Below are 15029 nucleotides of genomic sequence, written 5' to 3'. Positions count from 1 at the left end.
GAGTTCATGAATATGTTGATGGTTATATATGGATTCGTGATTACCTTAATCAGTTATCTCATCGCAAAACCTTTAAATAAAAAAATTCCACAGATTCCATTAATTGTTTTTGCGATGTTTATCGTGATCGGACTACTCGCAATTTTGGGTATTCCTTATGAACATTACATGAATAATGTGAATAGTATATTTAATCATTTACTTGGCTACGTTACTGTAGCTTTAGCCATACCTCTAGCTGCGATGCGTTATGATGATTTGCCAATTAAATCGATGATTGGCATTTTGTGTTTTGCAAGTATCAGTGCAGTTGCATTGCCGATGGGACTTGCATATTTATTACATATGTCAGAACCAACAATTATGGCTTTTGCGACCCGAGCTGTAACGACGCCAATTGCTCTGAATATTGCCACACTATTACACGCTCCTCTGATGATGGTGTCACTGATTGTGATTTTATCTGGAGTCATTGGTGCCGCATTTTCTCCATGGATTTTAAAACATATCCATGATGAACGGGCTTCAGGCTTAGCTCTAGGTTTGGCTGCTCATGCAATTGGTACAGCACAGGCATGGCAGCGAGGCCCTGTTACAGGTCGTTACGCTGCTTTTGGGATGGCTGTGAATGGTGTATTTACTGCTATATGGCTACCCACTTTTATTTTGTCTCTTACTTAATTTGTCACACAGATGTCAATTAATATTGAACTAGTTGTCAAAAATCCTACATAATGAAAGTTCAAACGTTAAAAGGATTTTTAATGATGGGCAAACAATTATTAGGCGCGTTGATTCTCTCTGCGATAAGCAGTTTTAGCTTTGCAGAAGATATTACAGGTATGTGGCAAAGTATCGATGACAAAACTGGCGCACCAAAAGCTTTGGTTGAAATTCGTCAAGAAGCGAACGGTACTTATGCGGGTAAGGTTGTAAAGATTACTCCACGAGCAGGCTACACACCTAAAGAAATATGTGTGGGCTGTCCGGCGCCATATACCAACAAACCAATTTTAGGTTTAGACGTTATGACAGGCTTAAAACATGGTGAAGGAATTAACTACGTTAATGGACGTATCCTAGATCCGAATACAGGTAAAGTTTATAGTATGAAAGCAAAATTAAGTTCAAATGGTAAACGTTTACACTTACGTGGCTATCTTGGCGTATCTGCGTTAGGTCGTAATCAGATCTGGATTCGCGATGAATAATTTTTAAAACGATATCATCGCGCCAACCATTTCCGTATTTGATCAAATTGATCACGGTTTAGCACTATAAAACACCTTTTTTTCGTTCTGAATGAAAGGTGTTTTTTCTTAAACATTAAAAAAATTCATTGAAATTTCAATTATTAAAAAAAATACACAAATGTAAAATAATGATTGAATGTGTTGTTAGAAATCCGAAATAATAGAGAGACAATAATAGTGGCTGAGTAGCTTAACATGTACACAAAACTAATTACGTTTTTCTTCTTATTTAGTCTTAGCCATTTGACTTTTGCACAGGATATTATAGGTACTTGGCAAAGTGTTGATGATCTAACTGGAGCACCCAAAGGGCAAGTTGAAATCACCCAAGAAGCCGATGGAACATATATTGGTAAAATCACTAAAATCACGCCACGCACAGGTTATATACCAAAAGAATTTTGTACGGGCTGCCCTGCTCCTTACACCAACAAACCTATCCTCGGTTTGACTGTTATCACCAAGTTAAAGCATAAAAAAGACTTATCTTATTCTGGTGGCAAAATCTTAGATCCAAACAGTGGTCGTATTTATAGTCTTGCAGCAAAAGTAAGTAACAATGGACAACGTTTACACTTACGAGGATATGTAGGTGTATCAGTATTAGGTCGTAGTCAAATTTGGATTCGTGTGAATAACTAAAAATCTAATCAATAAAAAAGCCCTCAATTTGAGGGCTTTTTTATATTTCTATCACTGTAGTTTAATGGCTTTGCAACTTTGCGTAGTCAATCAAGACATTTGCAGCTTCTGTAATAAAAGTTTCTTCTTCAGGCAATGCTGGTCGTGCATAAGCTTTCATTTTGGCACGTGACTCAATTAATGCATCAATCGAAGCCTGATAGCTTTCCCAGTTGGCATAAGGTGCCTGACCTGTCGCTATACGACGCTGATTTTCAGCATTGAGTGTTTGCTTTTCTAAATCAATTAGCTCAGCCCGACGTTGAGCAATATCTAACTCAACTTTCTTCTGATCAATACTTTTCTGTGAAATCTGTTTTCGAGCTTCTAAATAATTAAATTGTGAATCAGCTTTCACCCGCTGTTCAGAAGATTGGGTAAGCTTAGCAATATACGGTTGTACAGAACCTTCGCGCTTGAAAGGTGCTGTTGGAATGGTATCCCATTTCAATGCATTTTTAGCTTTACGCTCACCAAACTCTTCATTGTAAATATCAACAAGTTTGATATCAGGAATTACGCCTTTGTTCTGCGTACTTCCACCTGTAACACGATAGAATTTGCGTTGAGTTAGTGTTGCCTGACCATGTGCTAAGGAGTCTAATTGAACCTGAGCGGTGCCTTTTCCTGTCGTGGTACTACCAATAATAATACCGCGCTCATAATCTTGGATTGCCGCAGAATAAATCTCACTCGCAGACGCAGATGCTAAGTTAACGAGCACAGCCATTGGTCCAGCATAAATTTGCTCTCCGCCATCAGTGTCTTCAAAGACATTCACATTGCCATTGCCATCCCGAATTTGTACGACTGGACCAGACTTAATCACCTGACCCAGCATACGAGCAACCTCTTCTAATGAACCACCTGGGTCATTACGTAAATCAACCAGAACACCTTCTACTTTCTGTGCTTTGAGCGATTCAAATGCTTTTGCTGTATCTTCAGAAACTGAACGATATTCTGTACCAGCTCGACGTGAACGATAATCGAAATAGAATGATGGAATTTCAATTACACCGAAAAGATGTTTTTTTCCATCACGTGTAATCTCAACCGTACGAGAGCGAACCCCAGCATCTTCTTCCTGAATCACATCTCGGACCAAGCTGACATTACGTGCTTGGCCCATCGAAGCACCCGCACCGAGTAAGCGAACAGTTACTTTTGTTCCACGCTTACCACGAATCAATCCAACAATTTCTGAACTCGACCAACCAATGACATCAATCATTTTTTCGCCGTCTTGGGCAACGCCAATGATTCGATCTCCTGATTTGATTTGCCCAGATTTACTTGCTGGTCCACCTTCAACGATCGTTTCAATCTTGGTGTAATCCTCATTGCCTCGCTCTGGACGAATAGATACCCCAATACCTTCAAGTTGTAGGGTGGTTTGACGGTTTAGTTCCATTGCATCGATAGGAGGATAATAATTACTGTGTGGATCATACGTTGCAAGCATGGCATTGAGTGTTTTATCTAACACATCATCACTCTTGACACGTCCCATACGTTCTAACTGGCGTGTATAACGTTTCGTGAGCGTCTGAACTGGTGTTAAGTCTTCAGGTCCAGTTAAGTCCTGACCATTGGCAAGCGATGGATCTGCTTTCAAAGCTTTTTGTTTCGCCTGCTCTTCTTCTTTGCTAATCGTTAAATTAATTAATTGAGACACCAACATTCTCTGCCAATGTGCTTGTTGCTCGGCAGAAGTCTGAAAATAAGGCGCTTTTTCGCGACCTATATCAAGATAAACACCTTTTTGCTGTAAATTTTGTGGCTTCTTCAATTCAGCCAACATAAATTCGTAGAACTGTTTCAAGCGTTCACGATATTGGGCATGAATCGCAAAAGGTCCAGTTAGGTTTCCTGCTTTTAATGAGCTACCAAAATTTGAACCATATTTATTTTTATATTCTGAAACTTCACTGCTCAGAAATAATGAATGATCTGGATCTAAGCTATCCAAATACATATCTAGAATACGATTTGATGTCGCAGCATCTAAACGCATATTCAGATAATGCTGACGATCAACTAATGTTGCCAACTGACGTGCGACCAATGCTTGTTCTTGTGATGGCTTGATCACGGTTGAAACAACAGGAGCTTCCGTTGCCGCAAATGCCTCATTCATTGTATGAGAAAAAAATAAACCACCAGTCGCGATTGCAACTGCACACGCTATCATTTGAAGTTTCATAAAATTTTGGTACTTCCTTGGATATGGCAATTATTACATGCTAGTACAATCAATATGAACATATTTCATTCAATATTTTTACCAAACTGTAGTACGCGTTAATCATTGTAAATAAATGACCAACAAGCACTTATCATCAATATCATGTAGTTTTATCATATTCTGTACTGACAAAATGTAGCAAATCATTGCACAATTTAGCTATCGCTTTTTTACATCAAAATTCAAATGGAATCTATATGATCGGCGCATTGATGCTAGACGTTGCTGGCACAGAACTTACTCAAGAAGATATTGAACTATTACAAGCTCCGCAAGTCGGTGGCATGATTTTATTTGCACGAAATATTGAGTCTCCTCAACAAGTTCGCGCTTTAACTGATCATATGCGCCAAGTCCGTCCAGATATTCTGATTGCTGTCGATCAAGAAGGTGGGCGTGTTCAACGTTTAAGACAAGGCTTCACCTTGTTACCTGCAATGGGGCGACTTGGTGAACATTATGCACATCATCCCGAACAAGCAATTGAGTTAGCCCAACAGTGTGGTTGGTTAATGGCAACTGAGGTTCTCGCTGTAGGTATCGATTTTAGTTTTGCTCCAGTCTTAGACCTCAATGACATTAGTGATGTGATCGGTGATCGAGGCTTTGCTAAAAATATGCAAGACATCGTGCCGCTCGCTGATGCCTTTATGCGTGGAATGAAACAAGCAGGTATGGCAACGACTGGAAAACACTTTCCTGGACACGGTTCTGTGAAAGCCGATTCGCACGTTGCAGCGGCGATTGATAGCCGTTCATATCAAGAAATTTATGACAAAGACATGCAAAGTTTTATCAAGTTGATGCCTCAGCTCGATGCACTAATGCCCGCACATGTGATTTATGATCAAGTCGATCCAAACCCTGCTGGCTTTTCTTCATTCTGGCTGCAGAATATCTTACGCCAGCAGTTAAAATTTGACGGCGTTTTGTTCTCTGATGATCTCAGTATGCAAGCCGCATGTGTTGCTGGTGGTGCTGATGCACGTATTCAAGCGGCATTAAATGCGGGTTGTGATATGGGATTAGTGTGTAATGATCGAACAGCAGCATGTACAGCCTTAGATGGTATCGAGAAGCTTGCTTTACCAAAACAACAACGTCTAGAGCGTATGCGCGGTAAAATCCCAAACATCCAAGTAGGCTCAACACTAAATTTAGATGAAAGTTGGCAGAACGTAAAAAAAGTCATTGAAGACTTTAAGAATTCGTTTTAACTTGCCAATAAGCAAAAGATGATTTAACACGCCATCTCCAATTGATCTATTTAAAAATGAATAGGTCAATTTCCTCGCGCAAATGGGTTGTGCATGGGAACAGAATAAAATGAAAAAATTGAGTCTAGGACAGATGACACAACAACTTTCGAAACACCGCCATATTTCATTTACTGCACACTATACCGGCTATATTTGGTATCAAATGGGCATTTCCCATCCTGCATTAGCGACAACTAAAGGAAAAACACTAGCAGCCTTAGTCCATCCGATTGAAAGTTGGGCAGAAAAGTATGTTGGTGGAAGTATGCGAACAACCTTGAAACAACGCCATACCATGCTTGATACGCATTTAGAGCAATTAATTCAGCAATATCCAAACCTACAAGTACTTGAAATTGCATGTGGCTTATCGCCACGAGGTTGGTGGTTTAGACAGCATCACCCAGACATTTGCTATCGTGAGCTTGACTTACCTGACATGGCCGCAACAAAACAAGCAGCATTACAACAAATTGAACCACATGTTGATGATGTCCTATCCGTTGATTTATTTACAGAAGCATTTGCAAACGTATTTAAAGTCTTTGACCCTAAACGACCTTTGGTGATTATTAGTGAAGGCTTAATTAACTACTTTGAAAAGCCCCTACTTCAGCAACTTATTCAAGCAATTGCGATCTATGGCCGTGACTTCAAAGAACTTCATTATTTAACCGATCTTTATCCAGAACCCACTCAAAATAAATTAGCAACCATTATCTGGAATAGTAGTCGTTTATTGAAATTAATGTCACGCAGCGCTTTTAGCTTTCACTTTAAGACACCAGCAGAGGTAGAGAATTTTTTTCATGAAGCCGGTTTTAAGCAAGTTGAAGTGCTTCAACCTAAAGAATTTTTTGAACAAACACGTTTAGAAAACAAGGAACAACATCTCGGTGATCTTGTTTGGATGATTCAAGCCACCAATAAATAAAAGTCAAAAAAAGAGAAGTGAATTCAAAACACTTCTCTTTTAAATTTTATTAAAAAATAATTAAATTTGTTTCTGACGCTCAATAAAACGAGATAAACGATCCGCAACGTCGAAACTACCGTGTTTAAACAAGATACGTAAACCTTGTTCAGTTGCCTCAAATGTTAAACATTCTATTTTAAACTCACCTTCTTCATCAGCTAAATGTAAGGCTAAATCTCGTGGATGCTGGCTAACAAAACCAAGCTGATCCAAATGATCAAGTTTTAGGTACACACCAAAGAACGTAATATCTACAATCTTTACTGCTACTTCGGTATCTGAATGTCGATGTGATAATTTAGTGTCTGGTTTTAAAACAGGGATACGTTCTTCACCACGACGCTCAATATTTTTCATCTGTTCACGGTTCATTGGAATAATACCATCAAGATTGTCGATGGATTCTCCCTTTAAAAACGTAGTAAAAAGCGTCATCGTTTCTTTGCGACGCTGTAATTGTGGAACATGGTCTGCATTGGCAATCAACGCAAATTCCATATTATTACATTGCAAAGCAAAGTCAGCATTTTCATGTGGCAAAGTAAAGCTATCATACTGCCCTGCTGCAACTAGAGTTTTACACTGCGCAACAGGTACATTGCTTAAACGGAGTAGTCGATTGCAATTAATCTCGTAACGCTCACGTTCAGTTGCAGTAAACTCTGCCATCTGTCTAAAGAATAAACGTTTTGCCGTTGGAGACATCCGCGTTTTATCAAGCTTGGCATGATTCACAAGATACAAAATAACTGCTTGCCCAAACTCCTCCATACGATCTTCACGCATCAAGTGTAAAGATTCCTCGAGCAGCATACGCCAGCTTTTACGGGTCTTTTGCATCACACCCATCAAGACCATGCGATCAATCAGTTCGGGACGTTGGTGTGCAAATGAAGATGCAACGACTGAACCCAACGACATGCCCATAACAGATACTTTATCAATCCCAACAATATCAAGCCATTGACCCAACATTTTTGATAAATCTGGTAATTCAAGAATTCCAGCTGACTCGCCTGTGTCCACATTTCGAATCTGCTGATTTGCGCCCATTGATGGTAAATCAATCAATATGACAGGCCCACTCTCAAACAGTTGCTCGACACAATACTTATAAGAGTTAAAATTTTGAAATGCGCCCCCGACAATTACAATTGGCGTGTTATAGATCGTCTTAGGATCTGCAATTGCCATATATTCAATTTTCCAACCATCTATCCATGTAGTACGCGCTGGTTGTTTAAAACTGTTTTTATTGTATATGTCGAAAAAACCAAACCCTGTGTAGGTATGGTTTAAATCCGAGTCCATTTGGATTATGGAATTCATATCCTTCCTCCATCCTTGTTTATTTTTTTGCTGTAATTAGTCTCATTTTTAGTGAGTTCTAGTTACAAGTTAACAAATTTATAAAATTTGTATTACATTTATCCTATACATTTTTCATTCTATACAAATGCATGATTTATACGCAATCATTTCCTTAACCACTTATCTTGTTTAGATCAATAATATTTTTCAAAATATGTAATCAGCTTGTAAATTCAATTTTAAATCAAAAGAACTGCTCAAAATTTACAATCTATAATTTTTTGAATTATCAGTTCAGCCTATTCATTGTTCATCATTTGACTGTTACTATCATTGTAAATATATGCAATCGTCAAAATGCTATGCAAGATTCTATTCAAAACTATATGCAACAGGTTGGTACTCAGGCACGTCAAGCGTCTCGTATCTTAATGAGCGCATCAACGCATCTAAAGAACCATGCTCTGTCTGCAATTTATACTGCTTTAGAAAATAATCAAGCACAAATTTTGGCAGCCAATCAAATTGATATGCAAAATGGTCACCAACGTCAATTAGATTCTGCCCTCCTTGATCGTCTTGAACTTACTCCTGCTCGCTTTAAAGGCATGCTACAAGGGTTAAAAGATGTTATTGCACTTGTTGACCCAATTGGGGAAATTACGGATTTAGCTTACCGTCCATCGGGTATCCAACTGGGTAAAATGCGGGTTCCTTTAGGTGTAATCGGCATGATTTACGAATCGAGACCGAATGTTACCCTTGAAGCCGCATCATTAGCACTAAAGTCAGGAAATGCCATTATTCTACGTGGTGGTTCAGAAGCGATTGAATCGAATAAAGCAATTGCAATCGCAATTCAACACGGTTTACAAATTGCAGGCTTACCTGAACATGCTGTTCAAGTGATTGACACACCTGACCGCGCAGCAGTAGGTCATTTAATCACGATGACTGAATTTGTAGACGTGATTGTCCCTCGTGGCGGTAAAAGCTTGATTGAACGTGTAACGAATGAAGCACGTATTCCTGTGATTAAGCATTTAGATGGCAATTGCCATGTTTTTGTTGAAGCACAAGCAGATTTACAAAAAGCATTACCAATTGCGCTCAACTCAAAAACACATCGTTATGGCGTATGCAATGCGATGGAAACATTACTTGTTGATGAAGCAATTGCAGAAGATTTCCTACCAAGTATTGCTGAACTATATGCAGATAAACAAGTTGAACTAAGAGGTTGTGCGGAAACACGACGTATCTTAGGTGAGTCTGTTAAAACAGCCACCGAAGAAGATTGGTACACTGAATATTTAGGTCCTATCCTTGCAATCAAAGTCGTTACAGGTATGGATGAAGCAATCGAACATATTAATAAATATGGTTCTCATCATACCGATGCGATTATTACTGAAAACTTTAGTCTAGCACGTGAGTTTCTCGCACGAGTTGATTCAAGCTCAGTCATGATCAATGCTTCAACCCGCTTTGCTGATGGCTTTGAGTATGGTCTAGGTGCTGAAATAGGGATTTCAACAGACAAAATCCATGCACGTGGTCCAGTTGGTCTCGAAGGTCTAACTTCTCAGAAATGGATCGTATTTGGTGATGGTCAAATACGCCAATAAGGCATTTAGATCCAAGTAAAACGCTGCACGATAAAGCTCATTTATTTGATCTTTATCGTGTTTTTACATATTTTCATACAAAAACCCTGATCAAAATAAACAGATTCATCCTAAGAAGTTGCTATTTACACTCTATAATCATTAGATTCAATTATAAATCAGTTGTATAGGCTAAAGTCTATCTTCGCCAATATGACAACCCATGTTAAAACATTGTGCTTGATTACCCTGCTTATGCGTTGCAGCAAGATCAAAGTGTTCGTCATAAAATTTAAAATTTGTTAGGTGTTCAAACGTGGCTAAATCTGTACTTGTAATTAACTGTGGTTCATCGTCGATCAAATATGCGCTTATTTCAGAACGTCGTGAAGATCGTATTTATGGATTAGCAGAAAACTTAGGTTCTGCTGAAGCGCGTATCAAAGGCGTTACGATTGGTGGTGAACCACTTGAACTTTCGATTCCACATGCAGATCACGCCAAAGCACTTGAGACTCTTCTTGCACGTTTAGCGAACTACAATCCACAAGCGATTGGTCATCGTGTTGTTCATGGTGGCAATTTAACCAAAGCAGAACTATTAACACCTGAAATTGTAAGCCGCATCGAAGCTGCAACACCACTTGCACCCTTACACAATCCTGCACATTTGATTGGGATTGAAGCAACCATGCGTTTGTTCCCTGAATTGCCTCAAGTTGCTGTATTTGATACGGCATTCCATCAAACCATGCCTGAACATGCTTACCGCTATGCTTTGCCACAAAATTTATATACCGAACACCATGTCCGTCGCTATGGTTTTCACGGCACAAGTCACGCCTATGTCACAGAACGTGCAAGTGAACTCGCAGGTACGAAAAATCAAGGGGGCTGGCTCAGCGCCCACTTAGGCAATGGTAGCTCAACCTGTGCTGTTTGGAATGGTCAAAGTCTTGATACTTCTATGGGCATGACTCCACTTGAAGGTGTCGTGATGGGTACACGTAGTGGCGATGTTGACCCAAGCTTACATTTATTCCTTGCAAGTAATTTAGGCTGGAGCATCCAGAAAATTGACAGTATGTTGAATAAAGAAAGTGGCTTGCTTGGCTTATCTGGCCTGTCAAACGACATGCGTACTTTAGTTGAAGCTTCGGGTAATGGCCATGAAGGGGCAACACTGGCGATTGAAGTATTCTGTTATCGTTTGGCTAAATCTTTATCGGCGTTAAGCTGTGGTTTGCCGCGTTTAGATGGTTTAGTTTTCACGGGTGGAATCGGTGAAAACTCAGCTTATGTTCGTGAAAAAACCTTGGCTTATCTACCACACTTTGGTTTGCAGTTTAGTGCAGAAAAAAATAATGCGTTAGCACGCGGCACTGAAGGCCAAATCGATAATGGCACAGGTCCACAGATTTGGGTTGTACCTACAGACGAAGAAGGACGCATTGCGAAAGAAACGCGTCAAGTCGTTGAACAGCTCGCTTAATTCACAAAAATTTAGATAAATTTTAAGGTTCTTATGAATACGATTTTACTGATTCCAACAGGTGAAGGGGTTGGTCTTACATCTGCCTGTTTAGGAATGATCTACGCTTTAGACTGTAAAGGAATTAATGCTGGTTTTCTTAAACCATTTTCTCAATTAGCAGATTCAACCGTTGATCGCACTGCAACACTTTATCGTCATTTATTTCAACATCAGTCTGTTGAACCGATTGCTTATGAAAAACTCACCCAGCTTCTTGGTTTAGGCGAAACAGATGAGCTACTCGAAGAAGCTGTTGCACTGCATCGTAAAATCTCAGCCAATCACGATGTGATTATTGTCGAAGGACTTGTACCCAATGGACAAGATCACTTTGCCAGTGAAATTAATGCCGCACTTGCACAAGCACTCGATGCCCAAGTTGTTTTGGTCAGCACAGCGGATTTAGCTGACCCACGTAAAACAGCTGAAAAAGTTGATGCACATTTGCGTCAATTCGGAGGTGCTGCATCAGCGCGCACCACAGGCGTTTTATTTATGCGAACCAAAGGTCTTCCCGATGGTACAGCAGCAATTCCTGTCACACTTGATCCAAGTTTGCGTTTAGATAAGCAAATAGCTGAATTTTCAATACAATTACAACGTTACAATCGTTTTATTGGAACAAGTGAATTACCTATCATTGGTTTAGTGCCATTCAGTAATATTCTCAGCGTACCGCGTAGCTTAGATATTGCTACTGTTGTTAATGGAATTTGGTTAAATGAAGGTGAAGCAAAACAACGCCGTATTTTACATACCAGTTTAATCGCATCTGATATTGAAGCCGAATTACATAAATTTGTTGCTGGCGAACTCATCATTAGCGCATCTCAACGTACAGATGCTCTACTTGCAGCAAGTCTCGCAAGCAGTAATGGAATTCCTTTAGCGGGTTTGGTTTTAGCTGAACAAGCCGCTCCAGCCGCGAATATTTTAGAATTCTGCCAAGGTGCTATTAAACAAGGCCTACCGATTTTACACACTTCGCTAGACACATTAGAAACAGCACAACGCCTATATCATTTTGGCAATGAAATTCCTGTAGATGATATTGAACGTGCTGAACAAGTGACGCGTTTTGTTTCAAGCCATCTTGATAATAGTTGGCTCGATCAACATACTCAGAACAACCTGAATCCACGATTATCTCCATCTGCATTCCGCTACGAGCTGGTACAAAAATCGATTGCTGCGAAAAAATGCATTGTACTACCTGAAGGTGATGAACCTCGTACTGTACAAGCTGCTGCAATTTGCCAATCACGTGGTATTGCTGAATGTATTTTATTAGCGAAACCTGAAGCTGTTGCTGAAGTTGCTAAAGCGCGTGGTATTCAGCTTCCAGCTGATCTGCAAATTATTGATCCCGATAGTATTCGTGACCAATATATTGAACCTATGGTTGAATTACGCAAAGGTAAGTTAGATGCATTACAAGCAAAAGCACAGCTACAAGATACTGTAGTCCTTGGTACGATGATGTTGGCACTTGATCAAGTCGATGGCTTAGTATCTGGCGCAATTCATACCACTGCCAATACCGTTCGGCCTGCATTTCAATTGATTAAAACTTCCCCGAACTATTCACTAGTTTCATCAATCTTCTTTATGTTGTTACCTGATGAAGTTTATGTCTACGGCGATTGTGCAATTAATCCAGATCCAAATGCTGAACAACTTGCTGAAATTGCGATTCAATCTGCAGACTCTGCTAAAGCCTTTGGTCTTGATCCACGTATTGCCATGATCAGTTATTCCACAGGTACGTCAGGCGCAGGGGCCGATGTTGAAAAAGTGGCTGAAGCAACCAAGATCGCCCAACAACGTCGTCCTGATTTACTGATTGATGGGCCTCTACAATACGATGCAGCTTCAGTTGAAAGCGTTGGACGTCAAAAAGCACCTGAATCTAAAGTTGCAGGTCGTGCCAATGTATTTATTTTCCCTGATCTCAATACTGGTAACACCACCTATAAAGCAGTACAACGTGCAGCGAATGTGGTGAGTGTTGGCCCAATGCTGCAAGGTCTAAACAAACCTGTGAATGACTTATCTCGCGGTGCTTTGGTTGATGATATTGTATTTACCATTGCCTTAACGGCGATTCAGGCAAAACAACAAGACTAAACTCATATCATTATATTAAAGCCATTAACTCGTTCAAAAGTTAATGGCTTTTTTATTTATCCAACAATCAAGCATTTTTTGAAGAATCTATACGCTTTAACTGCGGAATTTTCACAAAGAAAATTGCATTACCACATAAGATTAAGATCACTCCGATCACTGCATTCATTTGCCAATGATAATCTTCCCAAACTGTCGAGATCATCAAGGCCACTAAAGGAAATAACTTCGCTTTAAGAAACAGTTTGGCTATAGTCCATCTCAACTGAGAAAAAACTAAAATCCAAAGCGCACCTTTGGTTGATGCAATTTAGATCAAAGGCTTACTTTAGACCTTTAGCCAAATCTAAGCTAAAACTCCCACATTCATTGCTTTTTGTCATATAATTTAGCCCGCCAGCTAATCGCCCGCTCAAGAGAAATTTGATATGACAACGATCATCAAACAAGATGACTTGATTACATCAATCAAGGATGCCCTGCAGTTTATTTCTTACTATCACCCACAAGACTTCATCCAAGCGATGAGCCGTGCTTATGATCGTGAAGAAAACCAAGCTGCAAAAGATGCTATTGCCCAAATCCTGATCAACTCACGTATGTGTGCTGAAGGGCACCGACCAATCTGTCAGGATACAGGGATCGTTAACGTTTTCCTTGAAGTCGGCTTAGATGTTAAATTTGATTTAACCATGAGCTTGGATGATGCTGTAAACGAAGGTGTACGCCAAGGTTACCTAGAGAACTCAAATGTACTCCGTGCTTCTGTTTTAGCAGATCCAGCTTTTGGTCGTAAAAATACCAAAGACAATACGCCTGCCGTGATTCACTACAAACTCGTTCCTGGTAATAAAGTTGATATTACCGTTGCTGCGAAGGGTGGCGGTTCAGAAAATAAATCTAAACTTGCGATGCTCAACCCATCTGACTCAATCGTGGATTGGGTACTTAAAACTGTTCCAACGATGGGTGCAGGTTGGTGTCCACCAGGTATGCTCGGTATTGGTATCGGTGGTACTGCTGAAAAAGCCATGATGCTTGCAAAAGAAGCACTTATGGAAGAAATCAACATGGACGAATTACTTCGTCGTGGCCCACAAAGCAAAATGGAAGAACTCCGTATCGAGATCTTCGAGAAAGTGAATGCATTGGGCATTGGCGCACAAGGTCTTGGCGGTTTAACCACAGTACTTGATATTAAAATCAAAGATTACCCATGCCATGCGGCAGGTAAGCCAGTCGGTATGATTCCAAACTGTGCTGCGACTCGTCACGCACACTTCCAGTTAGATGGTACAGGTGTTGCACACATTCAAGCACCGAAACTTGAAGACTACCCTGCTGTAACATGGGATTCATCACAATCAAAACGTGTGAATCTTGATACCATCACCCAAGAAGAAATGAATGAATGGAAGCCAGGTGATACATTACTTCTTAACGGTACGATTTACACAGGTCGTGATGCTGCACACAAGCGCATGGTCGACATGTTAAATAATGGTGAAGAGCTTCCAGTCGACTTAAAAGGTAAATTCATTTACTACGTGGGTCCAGTCGATCCAGTTGGCGATGAAGTCGTTGGTCCTGCAGGCCCAACAACAGCAACTCGTATGGATAAGTTCACTCGTCAAGTGTTAGAAGCAACTGGCTTATTCGGTATGATTGGTAAAGCGGATCGTGGTCCTGCTGCAATTGAAGCAATCAAAGACAATCAAGCAACATACTTGATGGCTGTTGGCGGTGCTGCGTACCTCGTGTCTAAAGCAGTTCGTGAAGCTGAAGTCGTTGCTTTTGCAGACTTAGGTATGGAAGCAATCTACAAATTCGTGGTTGAAGATATGCCTGTTTCTGTTGCAGTTGATGTCAATGGTACTTCAATCCATGCCACTGCACCAAAAATCTGGCAAGCAAAAATTGGGAAAATTCCTGTTGTAGATGCTGCCGCTCAATAATACTCATACAATAATCTTAGCCGAATCATCGTATTCGGCTATTTTTTTGCCTTAAGCTTCTGCTAAATTATTCACAGA

At 40.1% G+C, this 15029-nt stretch carries 11 protein-coding genes and 1 pseudogene; 9 read left to right on the top strand and 3 right to left on the bottom strand.

Annotation, left to right across the window (positions count from 1 at the left end):
- The first annotated feature begins 12 nt into the window (after nucleotides 1–12).
- The 3 genes from O1450_RS02405 to O1450_RS02395 all read left to right on the top strand — a co-directional run bounded on the left by O1450_RS02405 (nucleotide 13) and on the right by O1450_RS02395 (nucleotide 1895).
- Complete coding sequence (locus tag O1450_RS02405; protein WP_269229567.1) at nucleotides 13–681, top strand: LrgB family protein; 669 nt, start codon at nucleotides 13–15, stop codon at nucleotides 679–681.
- Nucleotides 682–767: 86 nt separating this feature from the next.
- Nucleotides 768–1211, top strand: a complete 444-nt coding sequence (locus tag O1450_RS02400; RefSeq protein WP_269230394.1) for a DUF2147 domain-containing protein — start codon at nucleotides 768–770, stop codon at nucleotides 1209–1211.
- A gap of 237 nt (nucleotides 1212–1448) precedes the next feature.
- The gene (locus tag O1450_RS02395; protein WP_269229566.1) at nucleotides 1449–1895 is read left to right on the top strand and encodes a DUF2147 domain-containing protein; all 447 of its coding nucleotides are present in this window, start codon (nucleotides 1449–1451) and stop codon (nucleotides 1893–1895) included.
- A 61-nt stretch (nucleotides 1896–1956) separates the two neighbouring features.
- Here O1450_RS02395 and O1450_RS02390 read toward each other — a convergent pair whose 3' ends face one another.
- Complete coding sequence (locus O1450_RS02390) at nucleotides 1957–4140, bottom strand: carboxy terminal-processing peptidase (protein WP_269229565.1); 2184 nt, start codon at nucleotides 4138–4140, stop codon at nucleotides 1957–1959.
- A gap of 239 nt (nucleotides 4141–4379) precedes the next feature.
- Between O1450_RS02390 and nagZ the strand changes: the two genes are divergently transcribed.
- Together nagZ and O1450_RS02380 are read left to right on the top strand one after the other, a co-directional pair.
- Nucleotides 4380–5399 carry a beta-N-acetylhexosaminidase gene (nagZ, locus tag O1450_RS02385; protein ID WP_269229564.1) on the top strand — a complete coding sequence of 340 codons (1020 nt, stop codon included), beginning with the start codon at nucleotides 4380–4382 and terminating at the stop codon, nucleotides 5397–5399.
- Nucleotides 5400–5532: 133 nt separating this feature from the next.
- Complete coding sequence (locus O1450_RS02380; RefSeq protein ID WP_004660461.1) at nucleotides 5533–6375, top strand: class I SAM-dependent methyltransferase; 843 nt, start codon at nucleotides 5533–5535, stop codon at nucleotides 6373–6375.
- 60 nt (nucleotides 6376–6435) lie between these two features.
- Here O1450_RS02380 and O1450_RS02375 read toward each other — a convergent pair whose 3' ends face one another.
- Nucleotides 6436–7746 (bottom strand): alpha/beta fold hydrolase, encoded by a 1311-nt coding sequence (locus tag O1450_RS02375; protein ID WP_269229563.1) that lies wholly within the window; start codon nucleotides 7744–7746, stop codon nucleotides 6436–6438.
- Nucleotides 7747–8090: 344 nt separating this feature from the next.
- Here O1450_RS02375 and O1450_RS02370 point away from each other — a divergent pair, with 344 nt between their 5' ends.
- The 3 genes from O1450_RS02370 to pta all read left to right on the top strand — a co-directional run bounded on the left by O1450_RS02370 (nucleotide 8091) and on the right by pta (nucleotide 12996).
- Nucleotides 8091–9356 carry a glutamate-5-semialdehyde dehydrogenase gene (locus tag O1450_RS02370; protein WP_269229562.1) on the top strand — a complete coding sequence of 422 codons (1266 nt, stop codon included), beginning with the start codon at nucleotides 8091–8093 and terminating at the stop codon, nucleotides 9354–9356.
- A 295-nt stretch (nucleotides 9357–9651) separates the two neighbouring features.
- Nucleotides 9652–10827 carry an acetate/propionate family kinase gene (locus tag O1450_RS02365; RefSeq protein ID WP_269229561.1) on the top strand — a complete coding sequence of 392 codons (1176 nt, stop codon included), beginning with the start codon at nucleotides 9652–9654 and terminating at the stop codon, nucleotides 10825–10827.
- A 33-nt stretch (nucleotides 10828–10860) separates the two neighbouring features.
- On the top strand, nucleotides 10861–12996 hold the full coding sequence (gene pta / locus O1450_RS02360; protein WP_269229560.1) for a phosphate acetyltransferase: 2136 nt from the start codon (nucleotides 10861–10863) through the stop codon (nucleotides 12994–12996).
- 67 nt (nucleotides 12997–13063) lie between these two features.
- On the opposite strand, the pseudogene O1450_RS02355 reads toward pta, so the two are convergent.
- Nucleotides 13064–13222, bottom strand: a pseudogene (locus O1450_RS02355) (DMT family transporter); the annotation flags it as partial.
- A 202-nt stretch (nucleotides 13223–13424) separates the two neighbouring features.
- Between O1450_RS02355 and O1450_RS02350 the strand changes: the two are divergent.
- Nucleotides 13425–14951, top strand: a complete 1527-nt coding sequence (locus O1450_RS02350; RefSeq protein WP_269229559.1) for a fumarate hydratase — start codon at nucleotides 13425–13427, stop codon at nucleotides 14949–14951.
- Nucleotides 14952–15029 lie beyond the last annotated feature (78 nt).

Origin of the sequence: Acinetobacter sp. TR11, assembly GCF_027105035.1 — a bacterium.
GTDB lineage: Bacteria > Pseudomonadota > Gammaproteobacteria > Pseudomonadales > Moraxellaceae > Acinetobacter.
The sequence above is the reverse complement of the archived record's forward strand: the minus strand, read 5'-3'. Positions and strand labels throughout refer to the sequence as shown.